This is a genomic window from Celeribacter sp. ULVN23_4 (assembly GCF_054788345.1).
Map to the genome: position 1 here is coordinate 216,320 of NZ_JBTVYO010000003.1, position 16,346 is coordinate 232,665.

The 16,346-nt window shown below is 59.1% G+C and carries 18 protein-coding genes; 13 read left to right on the forward strand and 5 right to left on the reverse strand.

The annotated features are described in order from the left end of the window. The first annotated feature begins 18 nt into the window (after positions 1-18). The 10 genes from folD (at position 19) to ACYBHZ_RS09895 (ending at position 9,093) form a co-directional block, all read left to right on the forward strand. Positions 19-936: a bifunctional methylenetetrahydrofolate dehydrogenase/methenyltetrahydrofolate cyclohydrolase FolD gene (gene folD / locus ACYBHZ_RS09850; RefSeq protein WP_460274097.1), complete on the forward strand. Its 918-nt coding sequence runs from the start codon at positions 19-21 to the stop codon at positions 934-936. 105 nt (positions 937-1,041) lie between these two features. Next, on the forward strand, positions 1,042-1,926 hold the full coding sequence (gene purU, locus ACYBHZ_RS09855; RefSeq protein ID WP_460274098.1) for a formyltetrahydrofolate deformylase: 885 nt from the start codon (positions 1,042-1,044) through the stop codon (positions 1,924-1,926). A 186-nt stretch (positions 1,927-2,112) separates the two neighbouring features. Further along, on the forward strand, positions 2,113-2,826 hold the full coding sequence (locus ACYBHZ_RS09860) for a FadR/GntR family transcriptional regulator (RefSeq protein ID WP_460274099.1): 714 nt from the start codon (positions 2,113-2,115) through the stop codon (positions 2,824-2,826). A gap of 402 nt (positions 2,827-3,228) precedes the next feature. Continuing rightward, positions 3,229-4,608 (forward strand): ammonium transporter, encoded by a 1,380-nt coding sequence (locus ACYBHZ_RS09865; RefSeq protein ID WP_460274100.1) that lies wholly within the window; start codon positions 3,229-3,231, stop codon positions 4,606-4,608. 27 nt (positions 4,609-4,635) lie between these two features. Next, the gene (locus ACYBHZ_RS09870; RefSeq protein WP_460274101.1) at positions 4,636-4,812 is read left to right on the forward strand and encodes a hypothetical protein; all 177 of its coding nucleotides are present in this window, start codon (positions 4,636-4,638) and stop codon (positions 4,810-4,812) included. A 118-nt stretch (positions 4,813-4,930) separates the two neighbouring features. Next, positions 4,931-6,064 (forward strand): aminomethyltransferase family protein, encoded by a 1,134-nt coding sequence (locus tag ACYBHZ_RS09875; protein WP_460274102.1) that lies wholly within the window; start codon positions 4,931-4,933, stop codon positions 6,062-6,064. A gap of 103 nt (positions 6,065-6,167) precedes the next feature. Then, positions 6,168-6,770 carry a dimethylamine monooxygenase subunit DmmA family protein gene (locus tag ACYBHZ_RS09880; RefSeq protein WP_460274103.1) on the forward strand — a complete coding sequence of 201 codons (603 nt, stop codon included), beginning with the start codon at positions 6,168-6,170 and terminating at the stop codon, positions 6,768-6,770. Then, the gene (locus ACYBHZ_RS09885; protein ID WP_460274104.1) at positions 6,767-7,711 is read left to right on the forward strand and encodes a PDR/VanB family oxidoreductase; all 945 of its coding nucleotides are present in this window, start codon (positions 6,767-6,769) and stop codon (positions 7,709-7,711) included. Before ACYBHZ_RS09880 ends, ACYBHZ_RS09885 begins: the two co-directional genes overlap by 4 nt. A 12-nt stretch (positions 7,712-7,723) precedes the next feature. After that, the gene (locus tag ACYBHZ_RS09890; protein WP_460274105.1) at positions 7,724-8,764 is read left to right on the forward strand and encodes a heme-dependent oxidative N-demethylase family protein; all 1,041 of its coding nucleotides are present in this window, start codon (positions 7,724-7,726) and stop codon (positions 8,762-8,764) included. A gap of 14 nt (positions 8,765-8,778) precedes the next feature. Then, on the forward strand, positions 8,779-9,093 hold the full coding sequence (locus ACYBHZ_RS09895) for a DMT family transporter (protein ID WP_460274106.1): 315 nt from the start codon (positions 8,779-8,781) through the stop codon (positions 9,091-9,093). Between the two features lie 6 nt (positions 9,094-9,099). Here ACYBHZ_RS09895 and ACYBHZ_RS09900 read toward each other — a convergent pair whose 3' ends face one another. The 4 genes from ACYBHZ_RS09900 to truA all read right to left on the reverse strand — a co-directional run bounded on the left by ACYBHZ_RS09900 (position 9,100) and on the right by truA (position 12,872). Further along, positions 9,100-9,756 carry a TetR family transcriptional regulator gene (locus ACYBHZ_RS09900; RefSeq protein WP_460274107.1) on the reverse strand — a complete coding sequence of 219 codons (657 nt, stop codon included), beginning with the start codon at positions 9,754-9,756 and terminating at the stop codon, positions 9,100-9,102. Positions 9,757-9,877: 121 nt separating this feature from the next. Then, positions 9,878-11,626 carry a sugar phosphorylase gene (locus tag ACYBHZ_RS09905; RefSeq protein ID WP_460274108.1) on the reverse strand — a complete coding sequence of 583 codons (1,749 nt, stop codon included), beginning with the start codon at positions 11,624-11,626 and terminating at the stop codon, positions 9,878-9,880. 209 nt (positions 11,627-11,835) lie between these two features. Continuing rightward, positions 11,836-11,985 (reverse strand): hypothetical protein, encoded by a 150-nt coding sequence (locus ACYBHZ_RS09910; RefSeq protein ID WP_460274109.1) that lies wholly within the window; start codon positions 11,983-11,985, stop codon positions 11,836-11,838. 107 nt (positions 11,986-12,092) lie between these two features. Continuing rightward, entirely contained in the window at positions 12,093-12,872 is a 780-nt protein-coding gene (gene truA / locus ACYBHZ_RS09915; protein WP_460274110.1) for a tRNA pseudouridine(38-40) synthase TruA, read from the reverse strand. 108 nt (positions 12,873-12,980) lie between these two features. Between truA and ACYBHZ_RS09920 the strand changes: the two genes are divergently transcribed. Beyond that, positions 12,981-14,384 carry a YcjX family GTP-binding protein gene (locus tag ACYBHZ_RS09920; protein WP_460274111.1) on the forward strand — a complete coding sequence of 468 codons (1,404 nt, stop codon included), beginning with the start codon at positions 12,981-12,983 and terminating at the stop codon, positions 14,382-14,384. After that, positions 14,381-15,382 carry a YcjF family protein gene (locus tag ACYBHZ_RS09925; protein ID WP_460274112.1) on the forward strand — a complete coding sequence of 334 codons (1,002 nt, stop codon included), beginning with the start codon at positions 14,381-14,383 and terminating at the stop codon, positions 15,380-15,382. Before ACYBHZ_RS09920 ends, ACYBHZ_RS09925 begins: the two co-directional genes overlap by 4 nt. A 16-nt stretch (positions 15,383-15,398) precedes the next feature. Here the strand turns inward: ACYBHZ_RS09925 and ACYBHZ_RS09930 are convergent, their stop codons facing one another. After that, positions 15,399-15,818 (reverse strand): group III truncated hemoglobin, encoded by a 420-nt coding sequence (locus ACYBHZ_RS09930; protein WP_460274113.1) that lies wholly within the window; start codon positions 15,816-15,818, stop codon positions 15,399-15,401. Between the two features lie 316 nt (positions 15,819-16,134). On the opposite strand from ACYBHZ_RS09930, the gene ACYBHZ_RS09935 reads away from it, so the two are divergent. Further along, positions 16,135-16,314 carry a hypothetical protein gene (locus ACYBHZ_RS09935; protein WP_460274114.1) on the forward strand — a complete coding sequence of 60 codons (180 nt, stop codon included), beginning with the start codon at positions 16,135-16,137 and terminating at the stop codon, positions 16,312-16,314. The last annotated feature ends 32 nt before the right edge of the window (positions 16,315-16,346 follow it).

A 16,346-nucleotide genomic window follows, 5' to 3' on the forward strand; every position in this document is an offset into this window, starting at 1 on the left:
CCGATTGGAGGAAACATAATGACTGCACAGATCATCGACGGGAAGGCCTTCGCCGCGACCGTCCGCGAAAAAGTCGCCGCTCATGTGGCGCGTCTGAAAGAAGTTCACGCGATCACGCCGGGTCTGGCCGTGGTGCTGGTGGGGGAAGATCCCGCAAGCCAGGTTTACGTGCGCAACAAGGGCAAACAGACCGTTGAATGCGGGATGAACTCTTACGAGCACAAGCTGGCCGCAGATACGTCCGAGGCTGACCTTCTGGCCCTCATCGAACAGCTCAACGCCGATCCGGCGGTGCATGGCATTCTCGTGCAACTGCCGCTGCCGGATCATCTCGACAGCGATCTGGTGATCAACTCCATCTCTCCGGCAAAAGACGTGGACGGGTTCCATATTTCCAATGTCGGCCTTTTGGGCACCGGTCAAAAGTCGATGGTGCCCTGCACGCCGCTCGGTTGTCTCATGATGCTGCGCGATCAACTCGGCAGCCTGTCCGGACTGAACGCGGTCGTCGTCGGTCGCTCGAACATTGTCGGCAAGCCGATGGCGCAACTGTTGCTGCGCGACAGCTGCACCGTGACCATCGCGCATTCGCGCACCAAGGATATCGAAGAGGTCTGCCGCCGCGCGGATATTCTCGTCGCGGCCGTTGGTCGCCCCGAAATGATCAAGGGCGATTGGGTCAAACCCGGCGCGACTGTGATCGACGTAGGCATCAACCGCGTCGATGCGCCGGAAAAGGGCCTGCGCGAAGATGGCACGGTGAAAACCAAGCTGGTGGGCGACGTGGAATTCGCGAGTGCCGCCGAGGTTGCCGGAGCGATCACGCCTGTGCCGGGCGGGGTCGGTCCGATGACCATCGCCTGCCTGCTCGCCAACACGGTGACCGCCGCCTGCCGCGCCAACGATTTGCCTGAGCCCGAGGGGCTCACCGCTTAAACCGCCCGAAGGGCGCTCCACTTAATCAACGATAAAATATAACAAAAACAACACACCAACATCGAGGGCGCGTGTCAGGGGAGCGCCTTGCATCTGGAGAAAAAGATGACGAAATTCTGTCTCACCGTGACCTGCGCAACGACGCGCGGGATCGTCGCCGCCATCGCCACCTTCCTCGCGGAGCATGGTTGCAACATCACCGACAGCTCGCAATTCGACGACACCGAAACCGGCCATTTCTTCATGCGCGTGAGCTTTGCCTCTGAGGAAGGCGCGGATCAGGCGCAGCTGGAAAAGGACTTCGCCAAAATCGGCGAAGAGTTCGGCATGACCTTCGCGTTCCACGACGAGAGCGTGAAGATGAAAGTCGTGATCATGGTGTCCCGTTTTGGCCACTGTCTGAATGACTTGCTCTACCGCGTTCGCATTGGCGCGCTGCCGGTTGAAATCGTTGCCGTGATCTCGAACCACATGGATTATCAAAAGGTTGTCGTGAACAACGACATCCCGTTCCACTGTATCCGTGTGACGAAAGAGAACAAGCCGGAGGCGGAAGCTGCGATCATGAAAGTGGTCGAAGATTCCGGTGCCGAGTTGATCGTCCTGGCGCGCTATATGCAGATCCTGTCGGATCAGATGTGCAAGGTGATGTCCGGCCGTATTATCAACATTCACCACTCGTTCCTGCCGTCCTTCAAAGGTGCCAACCCGTACAAACAGGCCTATGCCCGCGGCGTGAAACTGATCGGTGCGACCTCGCACTACGTGACGGCGGATCTCGACGAAGGTCCGATCATTGAACAGGATGTGGTGCGCATCACCCATGCCCAAAGCCCGGAAGATTTCGTCTCGCTGGGCCGTGACGTGGAAAGCCAGGTTCTGGCCCGTGCGATCCATGCTCACGCCAACCACCGTGTGTTCCTGAACGGCAATAAAACCGTCGTGTTCCAAGCTTCGCCCGGGTCCTATTCTTCGGAACGGATGGGGTAAGGCGCCGAACGCCCGAGCATGCTTGCGAGCGTACCGGTCGCGACGCAAGTCTCCAAGACGATAAACTCCCAAAGAGGCGCGGTTTTTCCGCGCCTCTTTCGCGTTTCGCAGCGATCCCAGCGCGCTTGCTCTGGACCAGTTGTGAAAAATTGGTCTAATAGGCGGAGACCTTGAAGGACTGATCTATTGCCCAACGCCACACCGTCCTCTCCTGCCGCCTCGCTTCCCGGCGCGACAGTGAAATATGTGATCGAAACGCTCTCGACGCGGATCGTGACGCAGGAATATGCCACGGAAGAGCGGTTGCCGTCCGAGCGGCAGTTGGCGCAGGAATTGGGCGTGGCGCGCAATACGGTGCGCGAGGCGCTCGATCAATTGGAAGCGCGCGGCATGATCCGCCGTCGCGCGGGCTCCGGCTCTTTCGTCACCTATGATCCGGACGGGCAGGGGGAGGCGCTGTCTCCGGTGTCCTCGGAAACAGGTCCGCTGCAATTGCAGGTGATGCGCGGCATCTTGGAGCCCGAGATGGTACGGCTGGCCATCGTCAATATGTCGCCGAAACAGATCGAAGCCCTGTCTGTTGTGCTGTCAAAAATGGAAGCGGTGCAAACCGACGCGACTGCTTTTGTGCGCTTGGAAGAAGAATTCCATCGCCTTCTGGCGGAGGGCACGGGCAACCCGCTTTTGATCGCCTGTTACAATCTGGTTCTCGATGCGCGGCGGCAGTCCTTTCGCACTGCGATGTACCGCCGACACCTGACGCCGGGGCGGATTGCGATCTATCAGCAGGGCTACAATGGCTTGTTCAATGCCATTGCCGCGCGCGATATCGAAGAGGCGAGCGAGTTCATGAAGCTGGCCTTGATCGAGGATCAACGGCTCCTGCTTCAAGAAGATTGAGCCAATATTGGCCCAACCAATCACTGTATCGCTGGCGATGAATTTTCTGACCGTTTGATCTAGAAAAAATCCGCGAATCTTGCATGTTTCGGTGCCCGCTTTGGGCTGTCCTCTGCGTCGTTGTGCGAGGTCTATGTGGCTTTGCGCTTCCCTCGAAAACTCAACCCTGTTTGTCTCGCGCACATATTTTCATCATTGCGCGGCAGAAGGGTGGTCGTTTGACCTAAAAAGCGGCGTGGGTGGGGTGAAGTTAAATTCCTCACAGGAAAAAACTTTGACCGAAGGTGATCTGGTCCTCTTTCATGACCTTACTGAGTGAGCCAGTTCGCACAATTGGTCCAAACCAATGGACCGAAGCTGGCTTGGTATTCCAATCAAGTTCAACAGGACAGGGAGAACGACTTGGAACAGGATCTTGCATCCTTGGCTGCCGCGGTTGCGGAGCTTCAGGGAAACCACGCCGCGACAAACGGTACGTTTTCCGAGACTTTCTATTACCTGACGATCCCGCTCATGGTTCTGATCCATGCTGGGTTCCTCGCATATGAAATGGGCGCATCGCGGTCGAAAAACGCGCTGGCCTCGGGCATCAAGAACATTCTCGCCTTCGCGATGATCGTGCCGTTCTTCTACTTCATCGGCTGGTGGATCTACTGGGCTTTCCCGACAGGGCTGTCCCTCTCAGAAGGCGCCATGGGCACCTCCGGTCTGGCCTATGCCAATGACGTCGCCCTGCCGTGGAGCCAGTACATGGGGCCGAACCTAGACGACCGTGCCTCCGGCGTGTTCTGGGGCGCTTTCGTGCTCTTTGCTGCGACCACAGCCTCGATCCTTTCGGGCGGTGTGATCGAACGCATCAAGTTGACTGGCTTTGTTGTGCTGGCGATCGTTCTGGGCGCGTTTGTTTGGATCCTTGCTGCCGCTTGGGGCTGGCATGCAGACGGCTGGCTCGTGACCAAGTTCGGCTATCATGACTTCGGCGCCGCAGGTGTCGTGCACATGATCGCAGGCTTCTTCTCGCTCGGCGTTCTGATCAACCTTGGACCGCGGATCGGCAAGTTCAACGCCGACGGTTCCGCCAACCACATCGCAGGTCACTCCATGCCGATGACGCTGATCGGTCTTATGCTGATCATCGCTGGTTTCTGGGGCTTCCTGATGGGCTGTGTCATCGTTCCGGGCGAAGCCTGGTCTTGGGGCAATGCCATTGAGGCTACCATCTACGGTACGCCGATGACCCTTTCGGGCATGACCTTCAACACGCTGATGGGCTTTGCTGGCGGTATCATCGGGGCTTGGATGGTCACACGCGATCCGTTCTGGATGATGTCCGGCGCTCTGGGCGGGATCATCTCCTGTGCTGCCGGTCTCGACCTGTGGTATCCGCCGATGGCCTTCGTGATCGGTTTCCTTGGTGCAGTCGCCATGCCCTTCGTCGCGTCCTTTATTGAGCGCCGTGGCATTGACGACGCCGTGGGTGCCTTCGCTGTGCACGGTTTCCTCGGCATGTGGGGCCTGCTCGCCGTCGGTATCGCGGCACAAGGTTACCCGGCGCTGTTCGGTGAGGATGTCATCGAGACCTCCTTCCTCGGTCAGCTCGTCGGTGCCGTGGTCATGGGCCTTCTGGGCTTTGTTCCGGGCTACGCGATCTCCTTCATCCTCAAGGTCACGGGCCAGCTCCGTGTGCCGGAAGAAGCAGAAATCCTCGGCCTCGACGCGGTCAAAGTGCCCGCCGAAGCCTACCCCGAAGCGCTTCACCCGTCGGTCAGCCCGGCTGAGTGATCCCTCTAACAAGGAAAGGAATATCAAATGGAAGCTCCTTTTGACGCAACCTCCTGGGACGGCATCACCGGTGCGATCTACGCAGGTTATGGCTCTGTGGAAGGCCTCTGGCTCCTCGCCTGCTTCGCCATGGTCGTGATCGCGATCATCTTCGGCTGGCGCCACGAGGAACATGCCTACAAGGCGACCGAGAAGAAAGGCTGATCCCAGCCCTCTGACAGGGTTTCAATCCCTTCCCCTGAACCGGCGGCGGTCCCTGTCGCCGGTTCCCACAAACAGAATTCAAATACGACACTGAAATACGACCCTAAGGATAAAAACAATGATCGCATCATGGAGATTTTCCGCACTGGCGGACCGGCACCGCGCCCTTGGCTCCGATCTGGAAGACTGGAGCGGCATGGGCACAGCCTGGAGCTATGACAAGGATCAGACGGAGGAATATCTGGCGATCCGCACGAAAGCGGGCGTCATGGATGTCTCGGGGCTGAAAAAGGTCTATGTGGTGGGTCCGCATGCGCAATACGTGCTCGACAAGGCCACGACCCGGAACATCGAAAAGCTGAAACCCGGTCGCTCGACCTATGCCACCATGCTGAATGACGCCGGCAAGTTCGTCGATGACTGTGTGATCTATCGCCTCGGGCCGCAGAACTTCATGGTTGTCCATGGTTCCGGCGCGGGTCATGAACAACTGACCATGTACGCCGCTGGCCGCAATGTCGCGGTGATCTTCGACGATGACCTGCATGACATTTCGCTGCAAGGGCCGATGGCCGTCGACTATCTCGAAAAGCACGTGCCGGGCATCCGCGACGTGGTCTATTTCAGCCACATGCAAACGACGCTCTTCGGGAAGCCGGTGATGATTTCCCGCACGGGCTACACAGGTGAGCGCGGCTATGAGATTTTCTGCCGTCGCCAAGACGCCGTGGAAATCTGGGACACGATTGTCGCGGAAGGCGAGGCGATGGGGATCATCCCGACGCGCTTCACCACGCTCGATTGGCTGCGTGCTGAGAGCTATCTGCTGTTCTTCCCCTATGACAACTCGGAAATGTACCCGTTCGAGAACGAAGGTCCGGGCGACACGCTTTGGGAACTTGGCCTCGATTTCACCGTCTCCAAAGGCAAAACCGGCTTCCGGGGCGCTGAAGAGCATTACCGTCTGCAAGGCAAAGAGCGTTTCAAAATCTACGGTGTGAAACTCGAAGGCACCACGCCCGCCGCCGAAGGTGCGCCGCTTCTCAAAGACGGCAAAGAGGTCGGCGTTGTGACCATCGGCATGTACTCGCCGCTGAACGAGCACAACGTCGGGATCGCCCGTATGCCGGTTGATTGCGCTGTGGAAGGCACGGAACTCACCGTCAAGAACCCGGACGGCGAGATCAAGGCCATCGCCCATCCGATGCCTTTCTACGACGTCGACAAGAAACGCCGTACCGCCAAAGGCTAAGCGTCAATTCAAAGCCGTAAAGTCAAAACGCACAAAGACTTACGAGGCGGGGGCAATCCCGTGCCCGCCTCATGAGACCAACAGGACGTCCCAAGGTATTTCAATGCCCAACACTGAATTTTCCCCGTCGATCGACAGTCGCCCGACCTATGCCGGGCTTGTCTCGCAAGGTTCTGCCCCCGCGATCATGGTCGCTGATGAGGCCGGTGCCGGAGCGCTGATCGATCTCGCCGCTTCCGATGCATCCGTCATGGACCGTGCGCATATCGTGCTCGTTGCAAAATCTACCGACGTGGCCGAGCAGCTCAATGGCCTGAAACCCGTTGCCGTACACGCAGCCCCCGATTTCGACGCCGCCACGCCACTGGTCGACAAGCTTCTGGGCGAGGCGCGTATGGGCACGCAGCTTTATCTTGCGGGCTCCGAAGGGCTGATTGGGCATGTGTCCGCCTTGGCTTTCGCCGCCGGACTGCCGCTGGACGAAATTCAAACCGAACATCGCGGCTCCATCGCGCGCCGCATTCAATGCGTGCATTGCAAGGGCATCACCGAGGATGTGGCAACCGATCCGTTCACCTGCTCCCACTGCGGGCTGACGCTGTTCGTGCGCGATCATTTCTCCCGCCGTCTGGGCGTGTTTCAAGGTGTCTGCGTCGATGCCGAAACACCCGGCGTTGTGCCCGAGACCGTGGAGATCCGCGCATGAAACTTGCTCTGAAAGTGACCGAGGTCGAACAACTCTCCCCGCTCGTCAAGCGTTTCCGCTTTGAGCATCCGTCCGGTGCGCCGCTTCCGGTGTTCTCCGGCGGGGCGCATATCACGGTGGAGATGCCGGAAGGCGACACGATCCGCCGCAATTCCTATTCTCTGATTTCCGACCCCTATGATGGGTCGGGCTACGAGATTGCCATCCGTCGTGAAGACAAGGGACGGGGCGGGTCTCTCTACATGCACACGAAAGTGGTTGAAGGCGACGAGATCACTGTGTCTCTGCCCTCGAACCTCTTCCAGCTCGATCTGCGTGCAAAGAAACACGTTCTGATCGGCGGCGGCATTGGTATCACACCTTTCCTGTCGCAGCTGCGCCAGCTCGATATGGAGCAAAAGCCCTATGAGCTGCATTACGCTGCACGCTCGCGCGAGGAAGCGGCCGGGGTAAAGCTTTTGCCGCAGGCGGCGCATATCCATATCCACATTTCGGAAGAAGGCTCGCGCATGGACCTCGGTGCCGTGCTTGATGGGCAACCTCTGGGCACGCATATCTACACCTGTGGGCCTGACGGGCTGATCTCATCCGTGGCCGATCAGGCCGCGCGTCTCGGCTGGCCGAAAACCTCCGTGCATTCCGAAGCCTTCGCCGCACCGCCGCCGGGCGAGCCGTTCGATGTGGTGATCGCATCGACCGGCCAGACCGTTCATGTGAAAGCCGATCAGAGCCTTCTGGAAGCGCTCGAAGAGGCCAAGGTCGAGGTGGATTATTCCTGCCGCGGCGGGGCCTGTGGCCGTTGTCAGACCAAGGTGACGAGCTGTGACGGGCGCATTCTGCACAATGATCACTGGCTCTCTGACGATGAGCGGGCCGCGCAAGAAGACATCATGCCCTGCATGTCGCGTTTCAAAGGCGCGCGGCTTGAACTGGACCTGTGAGGAGACTGTCCGATGACCATGCAATTTAATGACGAGACCTTCCGGGGCGAATATACGTATTTCAACTCGAAAGAGGCGATCAATCGCTTTCCCTTCCCGTTCGATCAGGACACCTACATGTACTCGGTCAACATCGAGCAGCATCCCGGCGGGCGCAAAGGCACGCCGTTCGAGAAGATGTTCGATGTGGATGAGCATTACGTTGCGGAAATGAAAGACCGCGAGATCACCCTCGCGGAAGATCCGCTGCGCTGCCAATCCCTGCCGCATATGGAGTTGGCCGGGTGGGATTTGCTCGAACTCATCATGGTGACCAAGGCGAAAGACTATCCGGAGCTGTTCACCCTGCATCGTGACGGCAATGCCTGGCACTGGATCAACAAGCCGCTCGGCATCGAGAAGAAGTTCACCTTCCTCGATCCAACCACGCTGCCTTGCGGCCCGATGGAATACATCACCCGCCAGACGCAGGGCGACTTTGCCCTTCTGCATGAGCGCGACGGGAACCTCTGGATGGACGCCGGTATGGTGACGTCTCAGGCCGACTGGTCTCTCGATTTCGACGTCGGCATGAACTTTTTCGAATGGCATGCCCCGGTGCCGAAAGCCCGCAAGATGGGGGTGTTCGACAAGGCGCTGAAGTTCCTTTTGGCCGTCGGACAGGATCAGCATTATCGTCGCCTGAACTGGACGATGACGGTGAACCCGCGTCTCGACACCAGCCCCGAGAACTATCACAAATGGGGGCCCGAAAAGCGGACCATCACGCCGGAGAATGTCGGGCAAAAGCAATTCCTGCGCGTGGAGCTTCAGACCTTCTTCCGTCTGCCGCGGTCCAATGCGATCGCCTTCCCGATCCGTTGCTATTTGATGAACCTCGAAGACATTGCGACGAAACCGAAATGGGGCCGCCGCCTGCACCGCGTCCTGCGCGATATTGACCCGGCGTTGGCCGAGTATAAAGGTTTCGCGGTCAATCAGGAGATGATCGTCAACTATCTGGCGCAATTCGATGATGGTGCAGAAACATCTCCCGGGATTTTCCCGGACTAAGGAAAGGCGGAAGAATGGCGTGGATGCTGGTGGTTTTGGCGGGGTTGCTCGAAGCGATTTGGGCGACGACTATGAAATATTCTAACGGATTCACGCTGTTCTGGCCAAGCGTCGCAACCGTCATCACGATGCTGATATCGTTTTTTATGTTGTCGGTTGCGATGAAGACCTTGCCACTTGGGCCGTCCTACATGGTTTGGGTCGGCATCGGAGCGCTTGGTGCGTTTGTTGCCGGCATTGTGCTTCATGGAGAGGCGCTGAACCTCTCGCGGGTAGCCGCCGCTGCTTTGATCATGGCAGGGATGGGGCTTATGAAACTTAGCGCCTGAGGGGCGTCAGGCAATTCCGACCATGCTCCGCGCCTGAGCCAAGATCGCATTGCGCAGACCTTCGGGGGCATCGAGAAGCTTGCCGCAGGTCGGGCCAAGCGAGTCGACGAGACCGCTGATCATCACCGCTTTATACGTGACGACCTCGGGCGCTGTCTTCGGGGTCAGCAGAGAGATCATCTCTTTCAGCGCATCGATGTGGAAGCGGCAGGTTTCTGCAAAATGCAGGGCAGGGCCGTCTTCGCGCTGCGCGAGGTCTTTCAAGCCGGTGGTGATCGAGCGGGCTCTCGGGTCCAAAGCGCGATCCATGCGGAATTCGAGATAGGCGGTGAAGCGCTGCGGCACTTCGACAAGGCCGAGCGGGCCGCGTTCTTTCAACTCCGTTAACCGCTGGGCCAGAACATAGCGCGTCACGGCGGTCAAAAGGTCTTCCTGTGTCGAGAAGTAATACTGCAGGTTGCTCAGCCGCATGTCACAGCGCCGGGCGAGTGCGCGAAAACTGAGCCCGCTGACGCCGTCTTCGGCCAAGACGGTTTCTGCCTCTTCCAGAACTTTCTCAACGGTGGCGCGGCTTTTGGGGGAGGGGGTGGTGACGCCGTACAGCTCATTGGGCAAATCGCTGGAGGTCAGTCGCAACAGGGCGTCATCGAGAGAAAGGGACATGTCAAAAAGCTCTGATCACAGAAAGGGCAACGCGCTGCCCCTAACCCTCACATGCGGTAAGGTCAATTGTTTGATCTATGGAAAAGGCCCGCCTTGCAGGGGCAGGCAGGCCGTTTGAGGTTCAGAGATGGTTGGAAATCCAGCGGCACTGATAAGGCGCGAAATGGATGTTCTGCCCACTCAGATCAAGCTGTTCCCCGGTCAGGAGGTCATACCAGATTTCGCCATCGATCAGGTTGATCGCGATTTGCGGCACTTCGACATCGTGATCTGTGACGTTGTGCAGGGCAAAGATCGACTGGTCGCGGGCGGGGGATTGCCGCCAGATGCCGAAAATCTCGTCGCCCAGATGCATGGTGAACTGCGTCGCATTCGGGTGGAACGCCTTTTGCGCGGTCCGGATCGAGATACGGCGCTTCATCTCATTGAGCACCTGTGCGTTCTGGCTCTCCGGATTATCCAGAAGCGTACGCAGCTCCGGGTAATCCCAGCGGTGCCGGTTGATCGCCCGTTTGACGCCGGTTTTCTCCACGCCCGCGTGATCGTTATGGGTGGCGATCAGGGAGTGGATATAGAAGGCGGGGACACCTTCCAACGACATGACGATGGTTTGCGAACAGATGAACCGATCCACCTGCTTGTCGTCCTCGCCCTTCTCGATGGTGCCTTTGAGCGCATCGAAATAGGTGATGTTCAGCTCATAGGGTTTCTCGGACCCGTCGGGCAGGGCGCGCATCGAGACCAGCCCGCCAAAGTCGCGGACGCATTTGATCACTTCGCCAAGCTCTTCCGGCGCCAGAAGCCCTTCGGCTCCGCGCACGCCAATGCCGTCATGGGAGGCGGCAAAGTTCAGATAGGCACAACCGAGCTGCGCCGGCGGCATCCGCATGACCCATTGGTTGAGATAGGTCGAGGTGCCCGACAGCAGCGCATGCAGCAGCAAAGGCGGCAGCGAGAAGTTGTAGATCATATGCGCTTCGTTGCGGTTGCCGAAATAGCTTAGGTTTTCGGCATTCGGCACGTTGGTCTCGGTGAGGAGCACAACCCGCTCGTCCGCATAATCGCAGAGCAGGCGCATCAGACGCACTATGGCGTGGGTCTGGGGCAGGTGGATGCAGGAGGTGCCCAGCTCTTTCCAGATAAACGCAACGGCATCGAGACGCACGATCCGCACGCCGTTGTCGACATGCAGTCGCATGATGCGCAGGAATTCCAGCAACACTTCCGGGTTTTTGAAATCCACGTCGATCTGGTCGTGGCTGAAGGTACACCAGACATGCTTCGGCCCGTTGACCGTCGAGACCTCGCGCAGCAGGGGCGAGGTGCGGGGGCGTGTGACCATGGAAACATCATCGTCAGGCGAGGCCTCGACGAAGAACTTGTCGTAGGGCTCATGGCCCTGACGATACTCAGTGAACCATGTCGACATGGACGACACGTGGTTGAGCACCAGATCGGACATCAGGCGGAATTCGCTGCCGATCCGCTGAATATCGGCCCAGTCGCCCAGCGTGCTGTTGACTTGCCGGTAATCGGTGACGGCGAACCCGTCATCGGAGGTGAACGGAAAGAACGGCAGGATGTGAACGCCGTGCACCGTGCCGCTCAGATAGCGGTTTAGGAAATCGCGCAGAAGATCGAGCGGCTTGTGCTGGCCGTCGATGAGCGAGTTGCCATAGGTGATGACGAGCGTGTCCGTCTCGTTCCAAAGGTTGTGGCCGGGAGCGCGCGCGCGCGATCGCGGTTTCGTGCCTTCGGGCCAAAAGGCCTCGACGATTTGCTCGCCAAGCTGCTTGCTGTTCTGGTCCGGATAAATTTGTCCGATCAGCGCGCGCAGGCGCGTGCTGAATTGCGAAGACGGTTTTGCCATCGGGCGTCCCCTTCTGTTGCTCTTTTCCTTTGGTAGATCAAACCCGATGCACAGGTTCAATGGACTGCCGGGTGAAACAGTGTGTTTGTTGTGCGAATTTTAGGGAAAGGCGCCAATGAATTCAAAAACCGCCCAAAAATAGGGCGGTCGAAACGGTTTCGGTAAATTTAGATGTCTGAGACGCGAGACTCGGAGACCAAATTGAGGGCTTAAATATGGTCGCCCAAGCTGGTGTCGATGAGCCAGCCACCGGGGCCCGCGATGTGGTCGGGAAGTGTGACGATCAAAACCTCGCGGATGGCGATGGTGGTCATGATGGCGAGAGCCAGTTGATCGAATGTGATGGCGGACAGATCCATAACAATACCCCCAAGAATACGTGGTCTCAGTGCTGACAGGGAAATCGGGCCGAAATGCGGCACTTGCAAGGCAGCTTCGAGATGAATCAAATTTTACAAATGCAACCTTAGGTGGTTTTTGGTGCGAAAGGATCGTCGGGATATCCAACGTCGGTCAGATACAAGCCTTGCGGCGGGCAGACCGGGCCACAAGCAGCGCGATCCTTGGCCTCCAGGGCTGCGGTCACATCCTCCGGAGACCACGCACCTGCGCCGACACGTTCCAGCGTGCCGACAAAGCTGCGCACTTGGTTGTGAAGGAAAGAACGCGCCCGGAAATAGAAGCGGAACTCCTGACCATAGGGAATGTCCATGACTTCCACGCGCGCCTCATCAAGCGTTTTCACCGGGCTGTCTGCCTGACACATGGTCGATCGGAAGGTGGTGAAATCATGCAGTCCGATCAGCCGGTCGGCCCCGGCCTGCATCGCATCAACGTCGAGCTCATGATTGACACGCCACGCCAGCCCCGCCTCATGCACCAGAGGCGCGCGGCGCGAGATCAGTCGGAACATGTACCGCCGTTCTCTCGCTGAAAAGCGTGCATGCCACTCGTCATCGACCCGCGCCGCTTCAAGGATCGCGACGGGGTTCGGTTTGAGGTGATGGTTCAGCGCCTCGGAGAGCCGAAACGGAGACCAGTCCTTCGCCATGTCGCAATGGGCGACCTGACCCGTGGCATGAACGCCCGCGTCGGTCCGGCCTGCGGCGCCGATGCCGGGGCAATCGGGTTCAAGCTTGCGCAAAGCGTCCTCCACCGCCTGTTGGACGGAAGGATGCTCTTTCTGGCGTTGCCATCCGGCAAAGGGTGCGCCGTTATATTCGATCAAAAGGGCGTATCTGGGCATGTGCGGGCAATAGCGTGGCGCGGGGAGGTCGTCCAGTCTTTCTCCCTTACAACCGTGCCTCTGCGTGCCTATGTTGTTCTTGTAAACATGAGCATAGGGACGATTGGGTTGATCCTGAACGACATTGCAGACCGGATTTTTCGAGGCGTTGAAACCGTGCAGGATGGCGTCCATGAGGCGCTGTTCGAGCCCGTGATCCGTCTGGGCGTCACCGGCCTGTCGCGCTCCGGCAAGACGGTGTTCATCACCTCTCTGGTCGCCAACCTTCTGGATCGCGGTCGGATGCCGCAATTTGGCCCGGCGACGGCGATCACCGCCGCCTATCTGCAACCGCAGCCGGACGACACCGTACCGCGTTTTGACTACGAGGCGCATCTTTCGGCGCTGACCTCGCCGGAGCCGCATTGGCCCGACAGTACCCGCGCGGTCTCCGAGCTGCGCCTGTCTTTCAAGGTGCGTCCTGCCGGGCTATTGGGCGGGCTGACCGGCCAGAAAACCGTGCATCTCGATATCGTGGATTATCCGGGCGAATGGCTTTTGGACCTTGGTCTGATGGAGAAATCCTATGCTGAGTGGTCCGCCGAGGCGCTGAGCGCGGCACGGGATCGCAAGGAAGGAGAGACCTTCGTCGCCTTGCTTGAGACGGCGGACCCCGACAGGAAACACGAGGAACCTGCGGCCAAGGCGTTGGCGCAAAGTTTCACCGCCTATCTGCAATCTGCCCGTGCGGAGGGCTATTCCGATTGCACGCCGGGGCGGTTTCTTTTGCCCGGCGAGCTGGACGGTTCCCCGGTTCTGACCTTTGCGCCTCTGCCGGAGGGCGATGCCCCGCGCGGATCTCTCCGCCGAGAATTCGAACGGCGGTTTGAGGCCTACAAGCGCGAGGTTGTGAAACCCTTCTTCCGCGATCATTTCTCTCGCATCGACCGGCAAGTGGTTTTGGTGGACGCGCTGGGTGCGATCCATTCCGGCCCGAAAGCGGTGGAAGACCTGCGCCGCACCATGGCCGACATTCTCTCTGCCTTCCGGCCCGGTCGGGTGGGGCGGATCATGTCTCTGCTCGGTCAGCATAAGGTGGAGAAAATCCTCTTCGCGGCGACCAAGGCGGACCATATCCACCACAATCAACATCCCCGCCTGGCTGCGATCATGGAGGCGCTGGTGCGCGATGCCCGTGACCGTGCCGATTTCGCAGGGGCCTCGACGCAGGCCATGTCGCTTGCGGCGCTGCGGGCCACGGTGGAAGAAACCATGGAGCATGATGGTCAAAGTCTCGATGTGGTGCGCGGCATGACGGAGGGCGGCAAGCAGGCGGCGTTTTATCCGGGCGAGTTGCCCGAAGACCCGGCGCATATCCTCTCGCCCGCCCGCAAAGGGGCGGAGCGCTGGTTGGATGCGCAATATGAGATCATGAAATTCCGCCCCGCGCGGATGGTGCTGCGTCCCGGCGAGGGGCCGCCGCATATTCGCCTCGACCGCGCCGCCGAGTTTCTGATCGGAGATAAGCTATGACAGAGAAACGCGGCCCGATCCTGATCGAATTGGACGAAGAGGCGTCGGTGACCCCGTCCACAGCCGAGCCTGTGCCCGATCTCGCGCCGCTCGCGCGCCCGGCTGCGATGGAGCGGGTGGCGGTTCTGGCGGCGCGCAAGCCCTCGGCTTTGGCGCGCTGGTTCTGGCGACTGTTTGCGGCGCTCTTTGCCTTCACGGTCTCGATTATGACCTATGACGCCATCATGGGGTTGGTCGCTTCGCATCCGTTGTTGGGCTATGTTGCGCTTGGGCTGACGGGGGCTTTCCTTTTCGTTCTGGCCGCGATTGCAGTGAAAGAACTCTCCGCCTTTGCCCGGCTCAAACGCATCGACACGCTGCAAAAGTCGGCGAGCGAAGCCATCGCGGGGTCCGATCTCAAGGCGGCGAAATCCGTCGCGGACAAGCTCCTGACCGTCTATGCGCATCGCGATGAACTGAACTGGGGTAAGGAACGGTTTCGCGAGCGCGAGGTAGAAGTTTTCGATGCTGATGGGCTTTTGACGCTGGCGGAAACCGAACTTCTGACCCCGCTTGATGCGAGCGCCCGCCGCGAGGTCGAGGCGGCTGCGCGTCAGGTGGCGACCGTGACGGCGCTAGTGCCTTTGGCGCTGGCGGATGTGTTCACCGCCTTGACTGCGAACCTGCGGATGATCCGGCGGATTGCGGAGATTTACGGCGGACGATCCGGCACCTTGGGCAGCTGGCGCGTGACGAAATCCGTGCTCACCCATCTGGTCGCGACCGGGGCCGTGGCTGTGGGCGATGATCTCATCGGCACCATGGCCGGGGGCGGTGTCATGGCCAAGGTCTCGCGCCGCTTTGGCGAGGGGGTCGTCAACGGCGCTTTGACGGCGCGCGTTGGTGTGGCTGCGATCGAGGTTTGCCGCCCGCTGCCATTCATGAAGGCCAAGAAGCCGTCTGTGTCCGGCACAGTGAAACGGGCGCTGACCGGGTTGTTTGATCGGGGCGGGGAGTAAGCTCAGGCTGATTTCATCAAAACAGCTTCGGCGGCGCGTCCTTCGGTTGGTCGCGGCTCATGATCCCCATGCGAAAGGCGCGGCCGATGCGGTGGGCGATCTCGGACCATTTCGCGGCGGTCTCGGCGTCTAGTTCCGCGTCCAAAGTCTCATCGAACAGGGCAAGCCACAGGGCGAAGTGATGTTCCTTCACTTCCGGCGCCATGAGGTGCACCCGTTGGGGGAACCCGTCGTAATTGCGCTCATGCAGAATCGCATTGCGCCAGAAGCGCCCGATTTTCTCTTCATGGGCGGGCCAGTCCTCGACATGCGCGCCAAAGACCGGGGCAAGCTCGGGGTGTTGGCGCACGCCCGCGTAGAAGCGTTTGAGGACGCGGTCCATCTCTTCGTGGGTGATCTCGAATTTCGGCGGCAGGGCGGAACGGGTCTCGGTCATCGCGGGCTCCTTTTGCCAAAGCTATATTCTGAATAGGTTTTTTACGCCAGCGCCGGAATGTCGCGCATTTCCTGACCGTTTTTCTTTCTATTCCTGACTGTTTTAATTGTTGAGTAAATATGTCAACTATTTGATTTTATTGAATAAAATCCTTGAAACTTCTGTTGGGTCGTTTTATATCTCTCTCAAAGCCAAGAGGCAGCCAGCCGCAAGGCACCCAGGCGAACGCAAGTTTTCCCAGGTCCCAAGCTCAGGCCAGCAAGCCCTCCCAGCCAACTTAGCCAAACAGCCAAAGTCATCTACGAGGAGTGTCACAATGTCCGATACCGCTTGCAAAACCTGCGCCTTCTTCGAAATCAAAGCCGTCGAAACCGACAGCAAAGGCGAGTGCCGCTTCAACCCGCCGAGCTTCCTCACCGAAGCTGAGCACAAAGGCATGTGGCCGGTTGTGAAATCCGATGATTGGTGCGGTCAGTTCGAAAAAGACGCCGCCTGATCTTTTAAGAGATCCGCGATCCAGCCAGACAG